The 24434-nt window shown below is 40.1% G+C and carries 19 protein-coding genes; 7 read left to right on the top strand and 12 right to left on the bottom strand.

Annotated elements, in window-relative coordinates; translation table 11 throughout:
* Positions 1–395 precede the first annotated feature (395 nt).
* The 5 genes from ACM0OX_RS23060 to ACM0OX_RS23040 form a co-directional block, all read right to left on the bottom strand.
* Entirely contained in the window at positions 396–788 is a 393-nt protein-coding gene (locus ACM0OX_RS23060) for a hypothetical protein (protein ID WP_414517320.1), read from the bottom strand.
* Between the two features lie 304 nt (positions 789–1092).
* Positions 1093–4398 carry a GAF domain-containing protein gene (locus tag ACM0OX_RS23055; RefSeq protein WP_414517319.1) on the bottom strand — a complete coding sequence of 1102 codons (3306 nt, stop codon included), beginning with the start codon at positions 4396–4398 and terminating at the stop codon, positions 1093–1095.
* Between the two features lie 255 nt (positions 4399–4653).
* Complete coding sequence (locus ACM0OX_RS23050; protein ID WP_414517318.1) at positions 4654–5841, bottom strand: TRC40/GET3/ArsA family transport-energizing ATPase; 1188 nt, start codon at positions 5839–5841, stop codon at positions 4654–4656.
* Positions 5842–5945: 104 nt separating this feature from the next.
* The gene (locus ACM0OX_RS23045; RefSeq protein WP_334840683.1) at positions 5946–6227 is read right to left on the bottom strand and encodes a hypothetical protein; all 282 of its coding nucleotides are present in this window, start codon (positions 6225–6227) and stop codon (positions 5946–5948) included.
* A gap of 113 nt (positions 6228–6340) precedes the next feature.
* Complete coding sequence (locus ACM0OX_RS23040; RefSeq protein ID WP_414517317.1) at positions 6341–6601, bottom strand: hypothetical protein; 261 nt, start codon at positions 6599–6601, stop codon at positions 6341–6343.
* Between the two features lie 366 nt (positions 6602–6967).
* Here ACM0OX_RS23040 and ACM0OX_RS23035 point away from each other — a divergent pair, with 366 nt between their 5' ends.
* The 4 genes from ACM0OX_RS23035 to ACM0OX_RS23020 all read left to right on the top strand — a co-directional run bounded on the left by ACM0OX_RS23035 (position 6968) and on the right by ACM0OX_RS23020 (position 10091).
* Complete coding sequence (locus ACM0OX_RS23035; protein WP_414517316.1) at positions 6968–7807, top strand: SGNH/GDSL hydrolase family protein; 840 nt, start codon at positions 6968–6970, stop codon at positions 7805–7807.
* A gap of 462 nt (positions 7808–8269) precedes the next feature.
* Positions 8270–8944 (top strand): HupE/UreJ family protein, encoded by a 675-nt coding sequence (locus ACM0OX_RS23030; RefSeq protein WP_414517315.1) that lies wholly within the window; start codon positions 8270–8272, stop codon positions 8942–8944.
* 152 nt (positions 8945–9096) lie between these two features.
* Positions 9097–9660 carry a hypothetical protein gene (locus ACM0OX_RS23025; protein ID WP_414517314.1) on the top strand — a complete coding sequence of 188 codons (564 nt, stop codon included), beginning with the start codon at positions 9097–9099 and terminating at the stop codon, positions 9658–9660.
* 53 nt (positions 9661–9713) lie between these two features.
* A complete protein-coding gene (locus ACM0OX_RS23020; RefSeq protein WP_414517313.1) occupies positions 9714–10091 on the top strand; it encodes a DUF2358 domain-containing protein in 378 nt (125 codons plus the stop codon).
* Positions 10092–10358: 267 nt separating this feature from the next.
* Here the strand turns inward: ACM0OX_RS23020 and ACM0OX_RS23015 are convergent, their stop codons facing one another.
* Entirely contained in the window at positions 10359–11045 is a 687-nt protein-coding gene (locus ACM0OX_RS23015; protein ID WP_414517312.1) for a Uma2 family endonuclease, read from the bottom strand.
* A gap of 566 nt (positions 11046–11611) precedes the next feature.
* On the opposite strand from ACM0OX_RS23015, the gene bchB reads away from it, so the two are divergent.
* Entirely contained in the window at positions 11612–13138 is a 1527-nt protein-coding gene (bchB, locus tag ACM0OX_RS23010; RefSeq protein WP_414517311.1) for a ferredoxin:protochlorophyllide reductase (ATP-dependent) subunit B, read from the top strand.
* Positions 13139–13198: 60 nt separating this feature from the next.
* On the opposite strand, the gene ACM0OX_RS23005 is transcribed toward bchB, so the two are convergent.
* Together ACM0OX_RS23005 and ACM0OX_RS23000 are read right to left on the bottom strand one after the other, a co-directional pair.
* Complete coding sequence (locus tag ACM0OX_RS23005; protein WP_414517310.1) at positions 13199–13624, bottom strand: type II toxin-antitoxin system VapC family toxin; 426 nt, start codon at positions 13622–13624, stop codon at positions 13199–13201.
* Between the two features lie 4 nt (positions 13625–13628).
* Entirely contained in the window at positions 13629–13871 is a 243-nt protein-coding gene (locus ACM0OX_RS23000; protein WP_414517309.1) for a hypothetical protein, read from the bottom strand.
* A gap of 561 nt (positions 13872–14432) precedes the next feature.
* On the opposite strand from ACM0OX_RS23000, the gene ACM0OX_RS22995 reads away from it, so the two are divergent.
* Positions 14433–15416, top strand: a complete 984-nt coding sequence (locus ACM0OX_RS22995; protein WP_414517308.1) for a hypothetical protein — start codon at positions 14433–14435, stop codon at positions 15414–15416.
* 151 nt (positions 15417–15567) lie between these two features.
* Here the strand turns inward: ACM0OX_RS22995 and ACM0OX_RS22990 are convergent, their stop codons facing one another.
* A complete protein-coding gene (locus tag ACM0OX_RS22990) occupies positions 15568–16383 on the bottom strand; it encodes a hypothetical protein (RefSeq protein ID WP_414517307.1) in 816 nt (271 codons plus the stop codon).
* A gap of 550 nt (positions 16384–16933) precedes the next feature.
* On the bottom strand, positions 16934–17356 hold the full coding sequence (locus ACM0OX_RS22985) for a hypothetical protein (protein ID WP_414517306.1): 423 nt from the start codon (positions 17354–17356) through the stop codon (positions 16934–16936).
* Between the two features lie 669 nt (positions 17357–18025).
* Between ACM0OX_RS22985 and ACM0OX_RS22980 the strand changes: the two genes are divergently transcribed.
* The gene (locus ACM0OX_RS22980; RefSeq protein ID WP_414517305.1) at positions 18026–21148 is read left to right on the top strand and encodes a plasmid replication protein, CyRepA1 family; all 3123 of its coding nucleotides are present in this window, start codon (positions 18026–18028) and stop codon (positions 21146–21148) included.
* Positions 21149–21244: 96 nt separating this feature from the next.
* Here the strand turns inward: ACM0OX_RS22980 and ACM0OX_RS22975 are convergent, their stop codons facing one another.
* Together ACM0OX_RS22975 and ACM0OX_RS22970 are read right to left on the bottom strand one after the other, a co-directional pair.
* On the bottom strand, positions 21245–22270 hold the full coding sequence (locus ACM0OX_RS22975; RefSeq protein ID WP_414517304.1) for an ABC transporter permease: 1026 nt from the start codon (positions 22268–22270) through the stop codon (positions 21245–21247).
* A gap of 159 nt (positions 22271–22429) precedes the next feature.
* Positions 22430–24082, bottom strand: a complete 1653-nt coding sequence (locus ACM0OX_RS22970) for an ABC transporter substrate-binding protein (RefSeq protein ID WP_414517302.1) — start codon at positions 24080–24082, stop codon at positions 22430–22432.
* Between the last annotated feature and the right edge of the window lie 352 nt (positions 24083–24434).

Here is a 24434-nt window from a genome sequence, read left to right as displayed (position 1 = left end):
CCGATCTGATATCTAAAGTTAAGCAACAGTCCGGCATTCAGCCGAAATAAATATGTGTTTTTTCCTACAAGATGGTTTGAAAACCCTATCCTGTCTAGGTTGTAAAAATGCTATATTTAGAGTCAAAAAGTCGTTATTTACAACGCAAAATCAAGCCTTTTGAGAGCATCTTGCAGGTTTATACAGGCATCTCGGTGCAATGTCAATTTTATGTGAAGTTACATAGGATAGAGGGGTGTCTAAGTGGTGCATTTTATGGCTCCTATCCTATGCAACTTCATACTAAATTGGTATCATTGTAGTCTCTGTTAGGCACGCGATCGATTGAATGCATACTCTATAAGAGAGCTAGAGTTTAGATTCTCTAAGAATCCTCAGAGAGTCCTAAAAGAGCGCTAGTTAGGAGCATGACCGGCTTCGCCCTGGCAAAAACCCGAGCTGCTACAGGTTCGTGCCCCGTCGCACTGGTTGTCGTTGGAGCATCTGTTCGATCCGCCGGGGTTGTTGGCCTCGTTCCAGCAGTAGGTCGGTCCCTTGGGACCAGGATTGGGCTCCCGCGCCGTTCCCTGGCAAAAACCGGAGCTGCTGCAAGTCCGCGCCCCGTCGCACTGCTGGTTGTTGGAGCACCTGTTCGATCCGCCAGGGTTGTTGGCCTCGTCCCAACAGTAGGACGGGCCGCTCCCAGCTAGCACCACTGCGGGTGCCAGACTCAAAGCCAGGGTCAGACTCAAAGCCAAGCACAGAACAGCCCGAATGGTTAAACTCGCAAACTTGCTAAATCGTGTCATGTGATTCCTCCGTAAATAGGTTACGCCGCAATAATAATCGGCCAGCGTGACAACGCTGTACCATCTATACAGTAGTACGACATAGTACAATAAATTCTGATCGTTTCCTGTGATAAAAAATTTGTATCGGCTTAACAAATGGGTGTAAGCAATGATTATAATTGCCACGATCAACGAAGGGATTAAGAATCAGGGAGAACGCATCTTATTCCTTAACATATAGTAATCCTCAATAAGGGACTTGCAAAAGCCTGAATTTGTTGAGTTTGGCTTTGTTCAACCCAAACTACGGGAGTTGATGGTGCTATTTGCTAATTTGTTTAATCGGAATTTCAATCCAGAATTCTGTACCTAACCCTGGCTGAGAATCACATTTCAACACACCACCATGTTTATCTACAATAATCTGGTAACTAATTGATAAACCTAAGCCAGTGCCTTTTCCTACTGGCTTAGTTGTGAAAAATGGATCGCAAATTCTTGCCTTCATAGCTTCGGGTATTCCTGGCCCATTGTCTGCAATGCGAACTACTACACTCTTGATATTGCCTTCAAGTTCTCCAAAAGCAGTACGGATAGTAATTTGACTGCTATAGGAATTTGATTGAGATTGCGTGTAATCTTCCAAAGCATCGATCGCATTGCTTAAAACATTCATAAATACCTGATTTAGCGGCCCGGCATAGCACTCCACTAAAGGAAGATTAGTATATTCTTTGACTAATTGAATCGCTGGACTTTCTGGTTTTGCTTTCAAGCGATGCTGCAAAATTAGCAAGGTGCTATCAATGCCTTCATGAATATCAACTGGTTTTTTTTCTGCTTCGTCAAGGCGAGAGAAATTCCGTAAACCCAAGACAATCTGCCGAATGCGATCGACCCCAATTTTCATGGAAGATAGAGTTTTGGGCAAATCCTCAATGATAAATTCTAAGTCGATATCGAGTGCGCGATCGCTAATCTCAGAGCTAGGGTTGGGGGTATTTTGTAAATAAAGTTCTAGGATACTGAGTAAATCTTGAGTGTAGTCGTTGACATGATTGATGTTGCCATAAATGAAGTTCACAGGGTTATTAATTTCGTGAGCAACACCAGCTACCAGTTGCCCTAGTGAAGACATTTTCTCAGTTTGGATCAGTTGGGTTTGAGTTTGTTGTAAATCATGCAAAGCTTGAGCCAGCTTTTGAGTCTGCTCTTTGGTTTGATTATGTAATTGCGCTTGTTGGAGTGCAACCCCAAGCTGATTGGCAATTTGAGTAATAAATTTAATTTCCGAGGCTTCCCAATGGCGGGGTGCAGAATTCTGGTAAGCTGCTAACAAGCCCCATAGCTGTTGCCCGATAAATATAGGTGCGATCGCATAAGCTCTTGCCTGAATTTGCTCTAGAACTGCAATGTGGCATTGAGAGTGGCCAACTTCATAGATATCATCAACTGCAAAGCTTTCATTGTGACGATATCGCCCACCTTGGGTTTCCTGTAAATAGCTATCTTGCCAAACTGTCTTAGTATCTGAACCTACTAACTTTAACCAGTTATCACCCACAAACTCGGCGATATATTCACCACTCCAATCAGGCTCGAAGCGGTAGACTGCAACTCGATCCGCTTGTAGTGATTTACAAATTTCTTGAGTCGTTGTCTGAAAAATCGCATTTAGATCGAGAGATTCTCTAACTTTCGCCACAACTTCAAACAATACCCGTTGTTGTTCTGCTGCTTGTTGCAAATCTAATGTCTGCTGTTGTGTCTGAGATAGTAAGTCAGCTTGCTGGAGTGCTACGCCCATTTGGGCGGCAATCTGACTGAGAAAGTTAACTTCAGAAGTTTTCCATTGCCGAGGGCCGGTATGTTGATAAGTTGCCAACAAACCCCAAAGTTTTTGTCCAACAAAAATCGGCGCAAGCACAAAAGCGTAAATTTGAAACTGCTCTAGATTGTCGATATGACACTGAGTAAACCCCATCTTGTAGATGTCATCGACTGCAAATGTTTCATTGTGGCGGTAACGTCCTCCCTCTGTATCTTGTAAATAGGTATCATTCCAAATTGTATTAATACCTAGTTCCGACTCATTCGACCAGTATGGACTAGCAGCCTCGAAATCTCCGACAAATTCACCACCCCAGTTAGCATCGAAACGATAAACAGAAACGCGATCGGCTTTGATTAATTGACAAACTTCTTTAGTTGTGGTTTGAAAAATCGTATTTGTGTCCAAAGATTCTCGAATCTCTGCAATAACTTTAAACACAGCCTGTTCTTGTTCAGCTGTGCGTTGTAACTCAACGGTGCGTCTTCTAACTTGTTTTTCTAAATTTTCATTGAAGACTTGTACTTGTTGGTGTAGTTCATACTGCTGAACTGCGGAAGCAAAGTGTTTACTGAGGTTTCTAGCCAGTTCAATCTCTTCAATTGTCCATTTTTGAGCTTGTGCTGTTTTAGATTCGCGCCAAGCCTCAAAGGATCGTCGGGGGTAGAGTTGTCTGCGATCGCCCTCATGCTGCCCCGCCCATAAAGTTTCTGTGTCTATTTCATTGCGGAAAATACTTAAGTAGCCCAACAAATGCTGACGATACTGGAGTGGGATCATCAACACGCTGCGAATTTTAGTTGGTTGAAAAGCAAGTTGCAAACTTCGCAAGCCAGGAGTGTTATATATATCTGAAATCGCCCAAACGTCGTAGTTAGTAAATTTGTAGTGTTCCTGCCAGATACTATACTGCTCGATTAGTGGATATATAGTTTGTTCTGGCATTACAGGTTGCTCTCCACAGATATAAAGCTTGATACAAGTATTTCCTGGTATTAAGCATTCTGTTAAGCTGGTCACGTTGCCATTGTGGAAATCAAAAGCTTCATTTCTAATGCAAAGCCTGCCACCAACGCCATTAAAGGCAGCAACAGCCGCTTCTAGGGCTGGCTGTAAGACAATTGTCGGCAGTGAATGTAATAGGGTAGCAATGCGATTAACGATCGCTTCTCGTTCGGCTGTTTTGCGAACTTGAGTGTGAAGGGTACTTTGAGCGATCGCCATTGACAGCTGCTCGACTACCATTTGTATTGCTTCTAGCTCATATTCTGAAATCGAACGCGCTTCAGTATTATGAGAAACCAGCAGCCCCCAAAGTTGATCTTGATAGAGAATAGGCGCTACTACAGAGGATTTTACCCCCATTGCCGTCAAATATTCAATATGGCAGGGGTCTACAGGGCGGTAACGGATCTCCTGTGAGATATCTCCATTATCCAAGTCACGTAGGTGAATTTGACCAATCTCTTTAGTCTCAACATTCACAACAGAACGCACCCGCGATTTGATAAATAGTTCGCGGGCATAGCATGGGATGTCATCGGAGGGAAAATTTAACCCTAGTAGCGACGGCAAACAATTTTTATTAATCGATTCAGCAATCACTTGACCACTACCATCAGGATGAAATTTGTAAATCATCACTCGATCTGTTTTTAATAGCGATCGCACTTCTGCTGTTGTCACTGTGATAATTTCTTCTAACTCTAAGCTGCGTCGGATACGGTTTGTAATACGGCGCAATAAACTTTCTTCATCGCTACATAAAGGCAAATCTTGTTCGGGATTAGAGGTCATTGTTTATAGCAAAATAAATTAATATTTGAAAACTGGCATAATTAAATCTAAAGACATTGTGAAATTTATTCGATCATTTTGTCTTCAGTAAAACTACGGTCAAATCATTAATAAAAATATTTTTTTGGCTTTTATTAAAATTCACCAAAACATCATAAAAACAGACGCTAAAAAGATTGCGTCTGTACTAGCTACAAGAGGAAATTCTTGCTTTTCAGTTTTAACTTTTTGTTGACAGAGTAACGTTCAACAAAATTAAACTTTTGTGCTGTCAGCAAAGCGGATTTTTAGATAGTCATTTTCCATCTTTGCTCCGGCTGGTTGTAGTGCTGCTAAGGCTTGTGGCAAAACTAAGTTACGACGATGGTTGCCAATAGTAATGTTTAATTCGTCTCCGGTTTTACTGAGTTGAACTTGGTCTTTGGGAATACCCGGTAAGTAAAGTTCTAAGCTGTATTGGTTTTCCTCTTGCACTACTCTAAGAGTTGTTTCTTTGTAATAAACCTGAGTAGGATCTTCATCTTTATAAAGAGTTTCTTTCAGGCGTTCTAATGAAGCCAATCCACACATTTCCTCAGAAAATAGGGGAACTTCTTTCACAGGTAGAGGGTGAAAATCATCATGAATTTCTCGACGATATTGCTCCTGACTTTCCTTCCAACGTTGGAAAAATGGGTCTTGGACTTCGCTTGGTATAATCCGATTCGCCACGACTAAATCTGTTGCAACGTTATATAAACTTAGATAAGCATGAGCACGGAGAGACTCTTTAATCACCATTTTTTCGGGATTTGTTACTAGACGCACTGAGGTTTGAGTATTATCTGTTAATACTTTTTCCAGAGCTTCAATTTGTTCGTAAAACTCAAAAGGTGCATCCATTACTTCTTTATCAGGTAGCGAAAAACCAGCAATTGGTCTAAACAAAGGTTCAACCAGAGGTCGAAGTGCCACCGAGATGTTTTGAAATGGTTTGTAGAAACGGCGCATATACCAGCCACCGACTTCAGGTAAACTCAGCAAGCGCAGTGCTGTACCAGTGGGGGCTGAGTCGATAATTAACACATCAAACTCACCTTCATCGTAATGGCGTTTCATCCTTACCAAGCCAAAAATCTCATCCATGCCTGGTAAAATTGCCAATTCCTCCGCCTGTATGCCGTCTAAACCCCTTGCCTGTAAAACTTGGGTAATATAACGTTTCACAGCACCCCAGTTTCCCTCTAGTTCTTGCAGCGCATCCAGTTCAGCACCCCAGAGATTTGGACGAATTTTTTGGGGTGCGTGTCCCAGTTCCATATCAAAACTGTCTGCAAGGGAGTGGGCGGGATCTGTACTTAAAACCAACGTCTGATAGCCTAGTTCCGCACAACGCAGTCCAGTTGCAGCTGCGACGGAAGTTTTGCCCACGCCGCCTTTACCAGTCATTAAAATTACACGCATAGATGCTTTTATCCTGCCTGAGATTTTTTTACATTTATTTACATTATCGACTGTTTAAGGAAAATAAATGTTGTTTCAACACGTCTAGGCATTATTATGAGTGTTTACCCTAACTCATCTGTTGGGTTTTGTTGCAATAACCGATCCAGCTTAGTTTCCAGTGCTGAGAGTTTTTTAAGAATTGTGGGGCGATCGCCATCAATAGAAATTAGTAAATTGGTTATTCTCTCTTGTATATTCGTTAATTGTGCGACTGCACTCTGGATTTGGAGCATTCCTTCTCGGAGTTCTTGGCGTTCCTGACGTGCTTCCGCCATTTCATCTAACATAGCTTGGACTGTTTTAGCATTACTCTCAATTAGATGTTTGAGTTCTTTATCAGTCATTGCGATCGCGCTTTGGAGTTGAGTTTATTATTAACTCTAAAGTATTGAGGGATTTTGTTTCAATCTCCCGTAGGGCAGCATAACTGTGCTACCCTACACTACAGTTTAATTACCTAAAAATTGCGATCGGGGCTGTTTACTGGCTCAACAAGCATCTTAGCTTTGTGCAAATTCAACAGCTTTTCCTGTTCAAATCTATCGGGGTAACTCATTTTCCTATCTTCGAGCGTTAGTCGAATCAGTGCTATTTGCTCATCTGTAGGTGAACTCATCTCGTCTTTGGCTGCGCCAATATACTGAAAAGTCGTGAAAGTGGGAGCCTTTAACCATCTTCCCTCTTGTATTTGATGTAATGCTAATTGTGGGAATGGCATCAGAGAAGTGATTTCAGAGGGTGTAGGGAACCCACGTTTAAAAACGTGAGATTGAAAACTTGGACGCAATGCAAGTTGCGCTACGCGTCTCGATACAATTCTTTTTTAAACTGAGCTTTGAACTCAGCAACAATAGGTTTTTTATTTCTTCTTTTCTACACCCTTTTTTTGTAAGAAACTTTGTATCCTGGGTTTCCTGTCGGCTTAATACTGTAGCATCTTCTTAATACAGTTCAGTTAAGAAAAGTTTTAGGTTGGGTAAAATTTGCAATCTCTTGGGAAAAACTTTCGTACACTAATCAATAGCCAGAACTATTTCCAAAAAAATATTGTCTAAGAATAAGTTATACTGCAAAAATTTCAGGGATGATGAGCAACACCAAAATCGTATATGTATGTTTATTCCTCTTGATGATGATTGCCTTGTTTCAAATGCTAAAAAGGCATATTCAGGCAAATTCTTTCCCAGTAGCCGAACAGCAAGCAATCAGAGTTTTATTTATTGGCAACAGCTATACATATTTCAACGATCTTCCTTGGTTGACACAACAGTTAGCTGCCTCGGCAAAAGAACCTAAAAAGTTAGAAACTGAAATGGTTGTGATTGGTGGAGCGACACTTCAAAACCACTGGAAACGTGGTAAAGCACTCAGACTTTTGAAAGCAAAACGCTGGGATTATGTAGTACTGCAAGAGCAAAGTACTTTACCAATTACCAATCTCCAGGAAATGTACAAGTACGCTACTCTGTTTGATGCTGAGATTAAGCGAGTGAATTCCCAAACAGTGTTTTACTTGACTTGGGCAAAGCAAAATCAACCAGAAACGCAACAGATATTGACTGATGCTTATATGAACATTGCTCAAGAACTGAAAGCTAAAGTTGCACCTGTGGGAATAGCTTGGCAAAAAATTCAAGAAGCGAATCTGAAATTAAACCTTTACAGTTCCGATAAAAGCCACCCTAGTCCGATTGGATCGTATGTAGCAGCGTGTGTATTCTATACAACACTTTACGGTAATAGTCCTGTAGGCTTGAGTCGTCGTATATATAGTAGTAATGATAGTACGCCACAAGAAAACAACAGAATTGAGTTGGAAAGTTTAAGTGAAACAGATGCCGAAATGATTCAACAATTAGTTGAGTATATCGTGAAAAAGAATTCAGAATTCAGAAGTCAGTATTCAGGAGTCAGAATCAATTAACAAAAATTAAAAAGCAAAAACATTGCTACATATAAATAAATTTAGAATAGTAGGTTGGGTTGAGCGACAGAAAAAAACAAAAAAGCCTTGATAATTTTAGGTTCTGATAAACTCGATGCTATGTTTTATTAAGACTCTCTAAGTTACGTTGTGTTTGGGCATAATTGCACTTTGCTGAAAGAGGGCAATCATTACAAAGAGGATTTTTTGCCTTGCAAAGCATCGCTCCAAAATCTAGCAAGGTTAGATTCCACTTGCCAACTTCTTTATTGCTTGATTAGCGATCGCATCTTCAATCTCAATATCAATAGCCCGATCCTACTTGCTTATGAGAGAACTTTTTCTACTACTGCGGCTTTACATAACTTTCTGAAGCTAGTACGATCTAGCGTAATTACCACGTTAGTTTTTTGGGGTAGGTGGGTAGTATAAATTACCTAAAAACTAATTTGGTATATAGCGATGTTCAAGACTCAATTATCAGAATCCCGTACTGCGGGGGAACTTAATCCCTCAAAGTTCATGGATCGCCATATTGGGGCGATCGCAGCTTTAATTTTAATTAGCTTACTGAGTTCATTGAGTGGAACACCATTTGACCATACCATCTCTAACGCCTGGGAAGCCTTTGTCTGGGGATTAGCAGATCCAGTAATTAGCTTGAATTGTTTAGTTGGTATTGTTGCGATTGGCTTACTCTCATCTGTGTTTGTTCGTGGCGCTGCGATCGCTGGATGTTTTGTCTTGGCAACAGTTTTAGGCATTGTAATTCATATATTTCAGTTAGATTTACCAGGCACAGAAATAGCCATTGCCATTTCTACCATCGTTTTTGGTACTATGCTGATGATGCCAAATCAACTAAACTTTCTGGTGCTTGCTTTAGTGGGCATCAGTGCTGGTTTATTTCAGGGTTACGCTAATGCTGAATCTATTGTTAGTGCAGGAACAATATCAATAGTTGCCTATATACTAGGTATTGCCTTAACTCTGTTTGCCGTTGCCATGAGTGCTAGAGAAATTGGTGTTGGGATGGGTATGGGAGAAATAAACCGAACTTTACCCTGGAAAATCAGCCTTGCTGGTTTCGCTTTGTGTGCGATCGGTATCGTGTTTTTGAGCAATTCGCTTATTTAAATCAGATATTTCAATTCAGTGGAATACATTCATTCGTGGGGGCGTACACCTAGCTGTGCGCCCCCACTGCGTTTTCAGACTGGGCAAGCGTTCTAGTGAATAAGTTGATGCACCTCTGCGCTAATCTAGAAGCTATATATAAATAAAAAGTTATGACACCTGAAGAAATTGCGGGTACGCTCACAGAATTATTTGACACATCTGCTGTTGCTACGACTGCTCTTGGATCGTGGCAAGTAGACACTCCTAATTTTCGGCTGTTGGTGCTGCTTTCCGAAGATAATACTTGGCTGCGAGTTTTACTGCCTATTCTGCCCATCCAAGAAGCCCAACCATTTTTAGAACAGTTCCTAGAAGCCAACTTTGATGACACTCAAGAAGTACGTTACGCTTTATATGAAAGAGTAATTTGGGGGGTATTTCAACATAATAGTGAAACTTTAGTGAGTGCAGATTTATCCAATGCAATCAACCGACTTTTATCTCTCCATCAGGCTAGATTAGATAATGTCTTTAATCGACTAATTGAAAGCCGCATCCGGCAAATTATTCAGGCAGCAAAACAGCAAGGACAATCTCTGCAAGCTACGATGCAAAGCTTAGAACGTTTTTACGCCGAAGGAATGATGGGCGAAATCAATCAAACTTCACAAGGGCGAGAAGAAGTTTTAACTGCTTGGCGGCGTCAGTTAGAACGTTTATGGAATGAGGGTTAATTTCAGTTTTTCAGTTTTCATTTTCAACCAATTTACAGATATATTTATCTATCATGGATCTCGTTGAAATCCTCAAAGAAGACTATCAAAGATTCCCAGTCAATCAAACTTACAGCATTTATGCCCCAGAGGTTTATTTTCAAGACCCGATGAATAAGTTTCGTGGTGTTAAACGCTACAAACAAATGATTAATTTTATCGAAACTTGGTTTTTAAATCCCAAAATGGACTTACATAATATTCAACGTTTAGGAGACACAATCAAAACTGAGTGGACACTCAGTTGGAATACTCCTCTTCCCTGGAAGCCACGGATCTCTATTCCTGGTTGGAGTGAATTAGGTCTGAACTCTGATGGTTTGATTATTTCCCATATCGATTATTGGAACTGTTCACGCTTAGATGTGGTGAAGCAGCATTTTTTCTCTTGAAAAAGTGGATGATTCAAATAATATAATTACCATCAAAATCTTCATGGTTTGTAGTGAGGACTTTAGTCCTCTCTAACGAGATGCTACGCAAACAAAATCAGGAATTAAGTCTTCCTATCACACTATGATGTAACAACGAAAGCCATTAATTATTATGACGGCTGCCAAAAATCCTAAAATATCTGCTGAATTAACTATACATACTAAAGTAGAAAAATTTGGTGTGCAAACATAATTGGTTAAGATATTTTCCGTATTTAAAAAGGGTTAATCACTACCCAATTTCTGGATAAAATCCCCATGTTCAGGCGACTGCAAACCTGCTTGTAAAACCTTCAACACACCCTGCATATTACCTGCTAATAACTCCGTCGCCGCTAACCACAACCCTGGAAATACCCGACTTCGCAAAATGCCTTCATTGTCAGGTACTAATTCCAGATATTCACCCTGTTCCAGAGAAAACCAAGTCAATTTTTGGTCTAAAACTTGCCAAACAATATATTCCTTGACACCGTTGCGACGATAAGCCTGTTTTTTGCCATGAAGATCGATAGCCGCACTACTAGCAGCAATTTCTACAACTAACTCTGGCGCACCTTCAATATAATCATCCTCACTCAGCCGCGTTTGACCACCTGCTTCCGGTACAATTAACAGAACAGCATCGGGTTGAGGTTCGTTATCTAAGTCTAAGCGGACGGTAGGTTCAACTCCCAATGCTACACCAGAAGTCGCAGCTTCGTAAGTACCAAGCCATGTCAAAATCCAGCCATGCGGTTGACCGTGACTTCGGAAACGCACAGCAGGCATAATATAGACAATTCCTTCGGTTAATTCAGCTTTTTTCAGGTTAGGGGTGGCATTGTAGCGACGCTCAAATTCGTAGCGGGTGAGTTTGTCGCCATTTTCCAAAGGAGGAATTGTCCAAAGCTGGGAGGGTGTTTTCACCATAATTGTTGTGAAAATGAGCTTGTGTACATCTTAGCGAATTAGGTAAAAACGCAACCGACCACGGAATGAGAGATTCTTGAAGAAGAATTCAGAAGTCAGAATTCAGGAATCAGAATCACTCTTTGTGGGGATTCAGACTCGCCACTGATAGCGGGGAGAGTACAGGATTCATTCTGAATTCTGACTCCTGACTCCTGAATTCTGTTTGAACATTAAGATTTTTTTACAAAATCACCAGTAATGTTGTTGAAATTGATAGCTGTATCCCAGGCAGTAAATAGATTTCAGCCATATCGCCTCCCAGAAAACCCGCAACAAACCTTATTTTTTTTCAGCCAGCAGGTTTGAGAAGATCAGAAACGATTTAATAAATTAAGCACTTATAAGTAAATGGGCTGAATTAAAGATAATACCTCTCTCCAAACCTTTTCCCTTCTCTACCAAGGACACGCTGGGCAATGCCTACAGCGGTAAACTACGCACTGAAGGGGTTGGTGGTAAGCTCTATCTTATATTTTTTACGCCCACTTACTTAGTTATTTTGAGTTTAAAAGGGAGACACAAACATGAAATTGGCTTACTGGATGTATGCTGGCCCAGCCCACATCGGAACTCTGCGAATCGCTAGTTCTTTTAAAAATGTTCATGCGATTATGCACGCTCCCATTGGCGATGACTACTTTAACGTCATGCGCTCCATGCTATCGCGGGAGAGGGATTTTACTCCGGTGACAACCAGTGTCGTCGATCGCAACGTTTTGGCACGCGGCTCCCAAGAGAAGGTGGTAGATAACATCGTCCGCAAGGATGCCGAGGAACACCCAGATTTGATTGTGTTAACTCCCACCTGCACCTCCAGCATCTTGCAAGAGGATCTACACAACTTTGTCGAACGGGCGCAGTTGGAAGCAAAAGGAGACGTAATGTTGGCGGATGTAAACCACTACCGCTACAACGAACTGCAAGCCGCCGATCGCACTTTGGATCAAATCGTCCAATACTACATTGAAAAAGCGCGGAAACGGGGCGAATTGGCTGAGGGCAAAACAGCAAAACCCTCAGTTAACATCATCGGTACTACCACCCTCGGTTTCCACAACAATCACGACTGCACCGAACTCAAACGGCTGATGGCTGATTTGGGAATTGAGGTAAATACCTTAATTCCTGAAGGTGCTTCGGTGAATGACTTGAAAAAGATGTCCCAAGCCTGGTTTAACCTGATACCTTACCGCGAACTTGGTTTGACTACAGCTCGTTACCTGGAACAACAATTTGGCACACCTTATATAGACATTACTCCAATGGGTGTAGTGGAAACTGCCCGTTGTATTCGCAAGATTCAGCAGGTAATTAACGCTCAAGGTGCAGAAGTTGACTACGAAAACTTCATCAATGAGCAAACCCTCCATGTATCTCAGGCTGCTTGGTTCTCCCGTTCAATTGACTGTCAAAACTTGACTGGCAAAAAAGCTGTGGTCTTTGGTGACAACACCCACGCCGCCGCCATTACCAAGATTCTGGCGCGAGAAATGGGGATTCATGTTGTTTGGGCTGGAACCTACTGTAAATATGATGCAGATTGGTTCCGCGAACAGGTTAGCGAGTATTGCGATGAAGTGCTAATTTCCGAAGATCATGGTGAAATTGGGGATGCGATCGCTCGTGTCGAACCCTCTGCGATTTTCGGCACGCAAATGGAACGCCACGTTGGTAAGCGCTTGGATATTCCCTGCGGCGTAATTGCTGCACCAATCCACGTCCAAAACTTCCCCATTGGTTACAAACCATTTATGGGTTACGAAGGCACTAATCAGATTACAGATTTGATCTACAATTCCTTCACTTTGGGAATGGAAGATCACCTATTAGAAATCTTCGGTGGTCATGATACCAAAGAAGTTATTACTAGAGGAATTTCTGCTGATTCTGATTTGAATTGGACAAAAGATGGTCAAGCAGAATTGAATAAGATTCCGGGATTTGTTCGCGGCAAAGTGAAGCGTAATACTGAAAAATTTGCGCGCGATCGCGGTTTCAAAGAAATCAACGCTGAGGTGTTGTACGCTGCGAAAGAAGCTGTCGGGGCGTAGGTTAACGGGTTAGAGATTTTTAATAATAAAGGGCATATCTTAAGATATGCCTTTTATTATTTATTCTGACTTCAGCAGACGAATAAAGCCAGCTTGTTCAAAGTGGCGATCTGTGGTTAATGCCTCTTTAATGCCAAGCTGTTGCATGACTATAAAAGAAGTGCTATCCACCAAAGACCAAGCTTTATCGTCTCTAGTTTTGAGTAGTTCCCAAGCTGCTGAATCTATTGTTGGTTCAATATAAATCAAGTTGATATAAGGAGCAGTTCTGACAGCTTCTACGTATTTAAATAACTGCGGACGAGGTACACGTAAAGGACTATTCAGCAAAGCCACCAGTTCAAGAACAACATAATTAGTTGTTACCATTGCTTGATTTTGCTGACGTTTATGTTGAAACCACTGCTTTGCTTGTTCATGGTAAGACTCAGTTGCAATAAATAAATTAGCCCACCCCGATGTATCTATAAAGACTGTATTCGCCAATTTTTCACTCCTGCTGCAAACTTTGCTGGAGATATCGATCGTGGTTTTCTCCTAAATCAGAATTATCAAATTTCAATGTTCCTAGTAAAGGTAAAATTGGATCGAATTCGGAGATGTTTTCCTGTTTAGATGATTGAGATAATGATTGCAGAATTAAATCTTCTAAAGATAGATTTAGTTTTTGCGCCTGAGCAGTTAATTTACTTTCTAATTCATCTGACAACTGTATTGTTAATGTTTTAGCCATTTTATTCACCAGTTACGGATGCTCAATAATCCCATTATATGCAGGTATAGCAAGTAGAAGAAAGTCTTTGTCTAGCTTGGAAATAATCGCAACTATTTGTAAAATGTGAATTATAAGTTTTATGTGCTATTCAGTTAACAGAATATAAAACTATTACAGCACCAAGAAACCTGTCCGCGATCGCGGTTTCAAAGAAATCAACGCTGAGGTATTGTACGCCGCTAAGGAAGCTGTAGGCGCTTAGTTTAGCAATTATTTCAGAAGAGTGGGTAGTGAGAAGTAAGTTTACTCTTCACTACTCACTCTTCAGTTTTTGCTACATTTTATACTTAGACGCACCTTGTTTTGAGACTTTATTTAGATTCAAGGCTAGCTGAATATATAATTCTATATCTTTTCTAAGCCAAAGTACGGTTATTACTACCTTAATTCTTTACTTTCCTTTATTCGTTATAGTACAAATATACTTTTGCCTGAGCTATAATTGCACAAACGTATTTAAAAATAACTATGTAGCGTCTGTCTTTATTATCAGAACTCTGCATAATTGCTAATAGATATATGGATGACATTGTAAAAAGTATCCAAGAAGATATTCTTCGTCCAGAAGTAGGACTGAACACGATTCTACTTAAAGCAAAGGTCTTGGCTCATCAACTTAAAAATCACCGTTTGAAACGATGGGTTAACTATGAGTTAGATGGTTATCCGCATCTGGAGAAAGTACCCGAGTATCGTATTATTTACACACCATTACTTGGATATATATTTAATGGTTATAATGGGTACAAGAACATACCCATTCCTCTGAATAAAACGCCTGATTGGTTTCAGGAAACAGCTAATAAAATCCATTTCTGTCCCGGTATTAAAACTGTTGAAGAGTATGCTATAAGTCAGAATAGTATTACCTTTGCCTGGAATGCGGAACAAATAGCCGTTTGGAACTACTATAATCCATCTGGATCTAGTGGACATCAATGCTATGAAGTAAAAAGACCAGTATCTTATAGCGTCTTTGCTCAAATACTATTAACAGTTCGCAGTCGTTTGCAAGATTTTGTCCTCGAACTTAGTGATCTTCCTTGGAAAATGCCAAAGGATTCATCATTATTAAGCGACCAAATTGAACGGCTTGTATCATTAACAATTTATAACAACGCACAAGGAGGAAACGTGGCAACTTTTGACCAACGTGAACAGCAAGTACAAAACCAAAATAATGCAGCACGCGATATTAATATCAAAGGTGATATCAATATCAGGACTATTCAAAATACTAATGATTTTATTAGTGAACTACAAAAAGTAAAAAGTGAACTATCGAAAGCTGGAAAGGCTCAAATCATTGATGCTGAAATAGTTACTGATGCAGATTACGAAATAGCTACTGCAATACAGGAGGCTAAAAAAGCTACACCTAATAAAAATTTAGTTTTGAAGGCAATAGAAAACGCTAAAAACTTATTGAGTAAGAGTGCTGGTGCTGTTGAGTTTGTCACAGCACTTATAAATCTGATTGCAGCAGGAATAACATTATTCTAAGTACTTTAGTTAGACTGAACATTGTAACTCAATAGCCCCTACTTTTCAGAATAGGCTTTTTTGTCAGCTTTGAATTAGGTATGACTTAACAGATAATTTTAGTTATTTTTATTACATTGCTCAAAGAGCGATCGCGCCTCCAACCTACGGCTTAATCTCGCTTTTGTTTTTGTATTTGTTCCCATTCCTCTTGAATACTTTGTAATGCCTTCAAGGTGCGATTTAAACGGGCTTTCTTTAACTCAGGAGTCTCTTTTTGGAATAAACTCGGAGAATTTATTACTTTATGTAGTTCAGATTGGGTGGAATGAAAGCGATCGCTCAAACAGCGTTCAAAGATTTCACCATTACCACTGCTCACATTTTCTACTAATTGGCAATATATATACTCTTTAGAACTGATTTGACCGTTGAGGGCTGTATTAACAATTTCCTCGATTAACTTGTGGTAGCAGTCAGATAAGGAATCAGATAGTGCGGCTGGCGTAGGTTCTGCTGCTAGATTATTTATTTCAGAAGTAGAGGGATCGGATATTTCTTCTTTAGTTGGTGTTACTAAAGTTTCCTCAGAAGTAGGGGATTCTTCTTTAGTAGGTGTTGGTAAAGTTTTCCGAGAATTTGTAGGTGAAGAATTTGCTTTAGAATTAGATAAGTAATAATCTGCTAAAGAACCACAGAGAAACTCTTCGCGAAAGCGGTTTATTTTGGCACGTGACTGGATTTTGTGGTAACGACGTTTCTGATACCATAAACCAGAAATTAGTAAGCCTGCAATGGCTCCTATGCCAACCCCTGCCATAGCAACCTTGCCATCTTCTAAAGCTTGATTTTGTTGCCCAGATTCAACAGTCGGATTGGAAGATGCACTTTGAGCAATAGCATAGTCACTCGCTGAATTTAGCTGCACGCTAGTGGCGATCGCCGCAGCCGACAGTATAAGTCTAAATATTAACTTTGATTTCCACATAATTTTACAGCTTAAAAATATGTTGTCTATTTTTGGAGACTAACCGCCTCCCCAAGGAGTGAATAGTTAAGAATCAAACTAACTAGATATCTCTTTTAGCAAGGAAGTTCCACTCCACTTATATAAAAAATAAACTTTGTCAACAGTAGTTTCCAGAATATTTTCTTATTTTTTAACATTATTTGTCCGTCTAGGAATCTTGACAAAGCCATATATTAATACCATTTCTCAAAGTATATGTATTAGATATTTCTTAAAATGGTTATGATTTATAGCGATCGCATAATCAAACAGCATTGAGTTCAGTAGGAAATAGTCGAGGATGTGCGATCGCTGCTAGGCTTTCCACTGGTATCGCATATTGCTGGGCATAAGGTCTATAAATGACATTAAATTGTAAGTGCTATAGCATAATTTGGCATAAATAGTACTACTACCTCATCAGTAGTGTAGTGTTAGCGATCGTCATAGCCCATTGTAGACATCGCCTCTTGGATTTGGAGCGTATGAGCCAATAAAATGTAAACTTTCAGAGACTTGTACCAAGTTTCTAACTACCTTGCTCTTTAATATCTCTGTGTGTAGTTCTATTTATAGAATAGGTGCTTCCCCGAAAGCTCAACTTATGAGTTGCTTGTGGTGTAATGATTCCAGTCGATTGGGTATTAGGATCGGCGCCAACAAAATAAGTACATCCCCGAAAGCTCAACTTATGGGTTACTAATGGTGTGGTTTCCCCATCTAATTTGCTATTGAGGTCATGACGATAGCAAGCCCCACGGTAGATTAAGTGATAATCTGGTTCCGATTTGGGAATCGACTGTTGTGTATATTGTGTTTCCCTGCTGACTACTTTGCTTGTATAATACTCGTAGCTTGTACTGATAAGAATAAGAATTAATAATAGAACTAAAATCTGCCAAGGAGCTAACATTAAACCCAAAATCAGGCTGATAGCTGCAAATACAGTCACTAAATGTGAGATTTCATTATTTCTATTTTTGAATAAAAAATAGCCAATGATGAAACAAACACACGGAAAAATGAAAAAGTACAAAGCCATATTTCCTACATTCGCAACTAAAAGCAAAGGGTTTATAAAGCAGATTGAACTTATTTTAAAAGTTGTTGTTTATTTTACCTCCAATCAGCTTGAGAAGTTACCGTGCTACTAGGGTAAAAGTTTTACGTCAAGTTATCTGTATTAGCTGCGATCGCAAAGAAAAATTAATACTCAAGACTATCTCAAACCTTTGGAGCGGAGTTCAAGGGTTATGTAGAGTGAGGGTTTTTGTCTTTATTCATTCAGAGAGGTTACAAGCGTGGTATGGAGTGGATACTCAGTGTAAAGCCTTTGCTGAAGTATAGGAAGATATTATCTCATAGCGATGTCATATAGCGATCGCATTCCTTAACGCAGAAATTTACTGATAAATAAAAATTAAAAGCTAACAAATATCACAATACAAAATTATTACTTCGGGGATCTAATAGGCAGAATAACCCACTACAGTTATAACCGATGTGTCTCCGGCAACGAAGTAAAAAAAGCATCACAAAAGCCTCGCAATCTCGCGTATTAAAAAAAAGCAGATGCATGTTACTGTTTTAATCTCATTGTCTTCCCTTCGCGCCTTTCCCTATGCATCTGCACTATTTACACCCCCAACACCTTGAAGAATTAGTCAAGAGTAGTGGTATAGACTTACACTTAGTGCATCTCAATTTTAGGTCGCTCCAAGGTGTAACAGCTTATGAGTACCTGTTGATTTCTGAGCTACTTCCCCGCACCAATACTGGAATGGTGAAAGCCGGATGGTTACAGCGTTACGCTCACATCACTGAAGGCGGTTGGTGGTGTTCGGGACTAGACCCTCTGAATAATTGGCAAATGATGGAATGGGGATGCTTTAAGCCAAACCAACCCCGACAAAATCACAATGGCAAGTCAATCAAGTACGAGCATCCCCCCAGCACGCCAACGCGAGTGTTTTGTTTGCGGGTAACGTTGCAAGTGTGGCAGCAAGTCGCTGGGCGTTACAATCTGGTCATGCCTGAAAATATCACCATTACTCCTGATGGCGAAGCTGGAGGCTTTTGGCAATGGGTGATGCAACAGAACATTCCCCTCATCATCTGCGAGGGTGTAAAGAAAGCAGCCACGTTGTTGACGCAAGGATATATAGCCATTGCCATTCCTGGAATTACCAGTGGTTATCGGGTTGTGAAAGATGAATTTGGTAAAGTTACCCGTCGTCAGCTAATTCCTGATTTAGCCGCGTTTGCGATTACAAAGCGCAGCTTTTACATTTGCTTTGATTTTGAAACTCAACCCAAGACAATTGCTGCTGTAAATAATGCTATTTCTCAGCTTGGTTGTTTATTTCAGCAAAAAAATTGTCCTGTAAAAGTCATCGAACTTCCAGGAATAGAAAAAGGGGTTGATGAGTTTATTGTTGCTAAGGGTGCAAGTAATTTCGATAAAGTTTATCGCCAAAGTGTTGATTTAGAAATTTATCTTGCTCAAACCAAACCCCATACCGAGTTAAGTATTCCTGCGGCACTTATCTTCAACCGTCCTTATATAGGTGAAATACCTTTCCCCACCTCTGGCTTAGTAGGAGTCAAATCAGCAAAAGGAACGGGGAAAACTACAGCACTACAAGGCGTTGTTCAACAAGCAAAAAGTCGAAAACAACCAGTTTTATTAATTACTCACAGAATTCTACTTGGACGATTCTTGTGTGAAAAAATTGGTATTCAATGGGGAACACATAAAGACGATGGGGAGAAAAGGATTAATAAAACGCTTACCCCCGCTCCTCCCATACTGCGCTCTCTCTTTTCTCAGCAATCCCTCGGCTTGTGCGTTGATTCGATTTGGAAACTTAACCCAGAACATTGGCGGGGAGCAATAGTAATTTTAGATGAAGTAGAGCAATCTTTATGGCATCTGTTAAATAGTAATACTTGTAAGCATAAGCGGGTAAAAATATTAAAGTTATTCCAGCAACTCATTGCGACAGTTTTAACAAGTGGCGGGTTAGTAATTGCTCAAGATGCTGATTTATCTGATGTTTCACTAGAATATTTACAAGGATTGGCAGGAATTAAATTAACACCTTGGGTAGTTCTCAATCAGTGGAAGCCTCAACAAGGTTGGGATGTGACTTTTTATGATTCACCAAACCCAACACCGTTAATTCACCAACTAGAATTGGATTTACTTGCTGGACGTAAATGTTATGTTACTACCGATAGTCGGGCTGGGCGTTATAGTTGTGAAACAATTGAACGTTATTTGAAAGAACGGCTACAAAAATTACGGCGACAATTTCCTCAAATGCTGGTGGTTAGTAGTCACACAACAAATACACCTGGTCACGCAGCAGTTGATTTTATAGCTGCGATTAATCAAAAAATATCTGAATATGACGGGGTTTTTGTTACTCCTAGTCTTGGTACAGGAATTAGTATTGATGTTCAACATTTCGATCGAGTTTATGGCATTTTTCAAGGGGTAATTCCTGATTCGGAAGCAAGACAAGCGTTAGCAAGAGTCAGGGATGATGTACCGCGTGTTGTCTGGTGTGCTAAACGAGGTATTGGTCTAATTGGTAGTGGAAGTACAAATTATCGCTTGTTGTCTGATTGGTATCAAGAAAATCAAAAAGAAAACTTAGCTTTGCTGAGTCCCCTACATAAAATAGATGTAGATTTACCCTTAGTTTATGACCCGATTCATTTGCGAACTTGGGCGAAGTTATCTGCAAGAGTAAATGCTTCTATTCGCCTTTACCGACAATCGATGCAAGATGGTTTAATTGCTGATGGCCATCAAATTCAGGTGCGGAGTAATGCAGTTCACAATAATATTATTCGAGATTTACGTCTGGCCTTTTTGGCAACCGATGCCGATGATTTAGCTACCCGCAAAAGATTAATTTTAGAAATTGTTAAAGTTCAAAAAGATTGGGCACAAAGTCGTCAAAAGGCTAAAGAAATTAAACGTAAAATTAAAGATATTAAGCAGCAAAATCAACTATCAGTAGCATCTGCTGTTGCCAATGCTAAAGATATCGATTATGTGGAATATGAGCAGATGTTAGTTAAGCATTCCCTAACGGATGGAGAACGCAACCAAATTAACAAATATGTTCTTAGACAAAGGTATGGTGTAGAAATTACTCCTTGGCTGAAATTACAGGATGAACAAGGATATTATCGTCAACTGTTAATCCACTATTATTTAACTCACGAAAGCGAGTATTTTCACGTTAGAGATGAGCAAGAATGGCATCAGCAATTATCTTGGGGTGAAGGGAAAGTTTTTCTCCCAGATTTAAAAACTTATACGCTCAAAGTTGAAGCTATGAGAGCTTTAGGAATGCTTCAGTTTATCGAAGACAAACGCGAATTTACTGAGAACGATACAGATTTAATCTTGCTGAAAAATATTGCTTTTCAACATAGTAAACATATTAAAAGAGCGCTTGGTATTAATTTAATCGGCGAAAAAGAGCAAGTTTCAGCAATAAAAATACTTGGTCGACTGTTAAATTTGTTGGGTTTGAAGCTGAAACGAGTTAATGAGGTTTATCAAATTGATTTAGAAACACTATATGATGGCAGAGAAAAAATATTTGCTGTTTGGCATCAACGAGATGAGGTGATGTTGGCTCATGTTAAAAGTGTTGGTTATGAGTTGCCTGATTACTCTTCAGACTGGAAGTTTGAAATTATGCAAACGTCTGTGGGTAGGTGACACCAATGGCGTACAAATGCAAGTCTATGCTACATAGATTTTCTATGCTGTCCTCAATGATTTGTGTACTGATTACAAATGGTTAATAAACTTTTGCTAATACCGAATTCGCGGATCTACATAAGCATTTAAAATATCAATTAAAATGCTGGCACTCACAACGATCGCACCAAAAAATACTAGTACTCCCTGGACTGTGGGATAATCGCGATCGGCGATCGCTTGATACAATCGATTAGCCAAACCAGGCCAAGAAAATGTTACCTCTGTCAAAATCGCCCCACCCAACAGAGATGCAAATGTTAATCCCAAGACTGTAATTACTGGAATCAAAGCATTCTTTAAAGCGTGGGAGGCTAAAATCTTATTTTCACCAATACCTCTAGCTCTAGCGGCTTCTACATAATCGGCTTGCAAGGTTTGCTTTAAATTCACTCGCACAATTCGCTCAAAAATCCCACTAAGCAAAATTCCTAAAGTGAGACTCGGTAGCGCCAGATGGTGCAAAGAAGTGAAAAACTGGGTGAAATTTCCACCGAGTAAGCTATCAATTGTATACAATCCAGTGACAGTAGCCGGAGCCGGCAAATTGGGCGGAAAGCGGTTGGAATTAGGAAACCAACCCAATTGGACTGAGAAAATCAACTGCAAAAGCATTCCCGCCCAAAACATCGGAAGTGCGTAGGTGATGATACCAAACAAGCGCCCGCCGACATCAAAATATGTCCCAGGACGGGAAGCCGAAAGAGTCCCAACCGCAATTCCGACGATAAGTGCAACCGCCATACTACATACTGCTAACTCCACTGTCGCCGGGAAATATTGCCCAATTATGTCCCAGACATTTTGTCCGCGACTCATTAATGAGGTTCCCAAGTCAAAGCGTAGTATGTTTCCCACATAGTTTAGGTACTGTAGCCACAGCGGCAGGTTTAAACCGAGTTGTTTTCGCAATTCTTCTTTAGCTGCTTCTGGCGCACGTCCACCCAGAATTGCATCTGCTGGATCTCCTGGTGTTGCTCTTAGTAAAAGAAATACAATGGTGATGATAGTTAATAGCTGAAGTGGCGCAAGAAGCAACCTAGAAACAATGTAATACTGTAAAGCTTTAGAACGAGACATAAGTAATTCGTAATTCGTAATTCGTAATTCGTAATTTTTGATTCGTAATTCGTAATTTTTGGGCTTTTCACTACACCAAATTTCAAATTTGTGGCTTTTAGCTGTTGGAATTTGGATCTCAAAAAACTAAATTACGAATTACGAATTATCAACTACGAATTATTTTTTAAGTGTCTGGTAAAGCAAAATTTGGGTAGGGTTAAGTTTCACGCCATTAACACCATTTCGGGCAAATACATAGTCTTTGTTTTGCCATAAGGGAACGTAAGGTACATCAGTAGTTACTTGCGTTTGAATTTCGGTAAAAATTTTCTGACGCGCTTCGGGGTTTTGTTCTTTGCGTTGCCCATCAATCAGTTTATTTATGGCTTCGTTATAGTAGAACGAACCCTGAGTTTGACTGCCTCCATCTTCGCATCCTTTCGCCGCGGAACCTTTGTCACAAGACAAAAATGGCTGGACGTAATTATCTGGATCTAAAAAGTCTGGATACCAATCAAGTAAAGCTGCTGGATACAAACCCTTGGCAATGTCTTTAAAGAAGGCAGGCCCTTCCGCTTGGGTAACTTCAAATTGGAGTATTCCATCCATTTTGACATCCACAAGAGATTTGAGTGTCTGTGCTGCCAAACTACGAGTAGGTGAACTAGAAGGATACCAAACTTGCACTTTTGCAGGATTTTCTTTGGAGAAGCCAGCAGTAGTTAATAATTTTTTAGCTTGATCGAAGTTAGCATCACCATATTTATCTTTGAATAATGGCACAGAAACTTTAAACGTTGTGGGAATCATGCTATAAAGCGGATCTGCTTGACCAAGTAACACTCGCTCGTTTAAAAGTGGACGGTCAATTATGGATGCGATCGCTTGTCTTACCTCTAATTTATCTAAAGGCTTTTGATTCCGGTTTAATACCAGATAACTTACTACACTACCTTCAGCTGCGATCGCTTGCCAATCCCCTTTTTTACCACCTTCTTCTAAACTCCGATTTTGATCTGGTTGTAGTGACAGATAAGCTACATCCACTGCACCTGTACGAAAAGCATTAAACAAATTAACCGGACTAGTTTGAATTTGGAGATTAACACCTTTGTTAGCTGGTTTTTCTCCCCAATATTTATCAAACACATCAAATCGGATGGAATCAGTACCATACTGTCCTAATTTGTAAGGGCCAGTTCCCACAAAAATATTCGGCTTGAATTTACCAGCGCCGACTTCGTAAGCTTTTGGCGAAACTGCACAAATTCCAGGAAAAGCCAACAGTGAAGGAAAAGCTGCAAAGGACTTTTTCAACTTGATTGTCAACTCATACTCGCTTGTCGGTTTTATCGAATCTACTATATCAGCTAGTAAGAATGAGGGTTTTCCTTTATTTTCAATAAAGCGCTGGATGCTAAAGGCCATTGCTTCAGCGTTGAAGGGAGTTCCATCGTGAAAAACTACTCCCTGACGTAAGGGGATGGTATAAGTTAAGCCGTCTTGACTGACTTTGGGTAATGCTGTAGCTAGTTGGGGTTTAATTTCGGTGCTTCCTGGTTCGTAGTTATAGAGGCGATCGCTCATATTAAACACCAAACCTAAAGATGCTAACTCATAAGCATCAGCCGGATCGAGGGTTCTCGGCTTCGCTGTTGTACCGATAGTAATACGACCATCACCTGTAGGGGTATTTACAGAACCAGATGGCGGCGTAGGTGACTGCGGACGAGGAGCGCAACTAACAACCAAAAATAAACATAAACAGAACAAAGATAGGAATTGTGTAATCCGACCCCACCGTTTCACGGACAAGGAAAACCAGGTCATGGCAGTAATATATTTGATATCAGCGGTCAGCAATTCTACTACATTTGTGACTCTTATGCTGAATCTTCACAATTTATAGCAGTTTTTGTTTCGATGGAATACTCCGTAGCCATCTAAATCAAAAATTTGGCGGATACACAACTTCATCATTAAGTTTATTGCTACTGTGCGATGTCTACACCTATGCACTATTTGGTTACAAAAAATCATTGATAAAATACATAATTTAATATTTAAGATTTGTTAAGTATTGAAAAGTTTTTATTTAATTAAAATTTTCAACATTGGTTAAATTTGTCAGGACTTACGCAACTGGCACAAATAGCGGGCGGGGCTACACCCCGCCACGCAA

The organism is Nostoc sp. PCC 9305 (assembly GCF_963920915.1).
Lineage (GTDB): Bacteria > Cyanobacteriota > Cyanobacteriia > Cyanobacteriales > Nostocaceae > Nostoc.
This window is presented reverse-complemented; position numbering and strand designations above follow the sequence as displayed.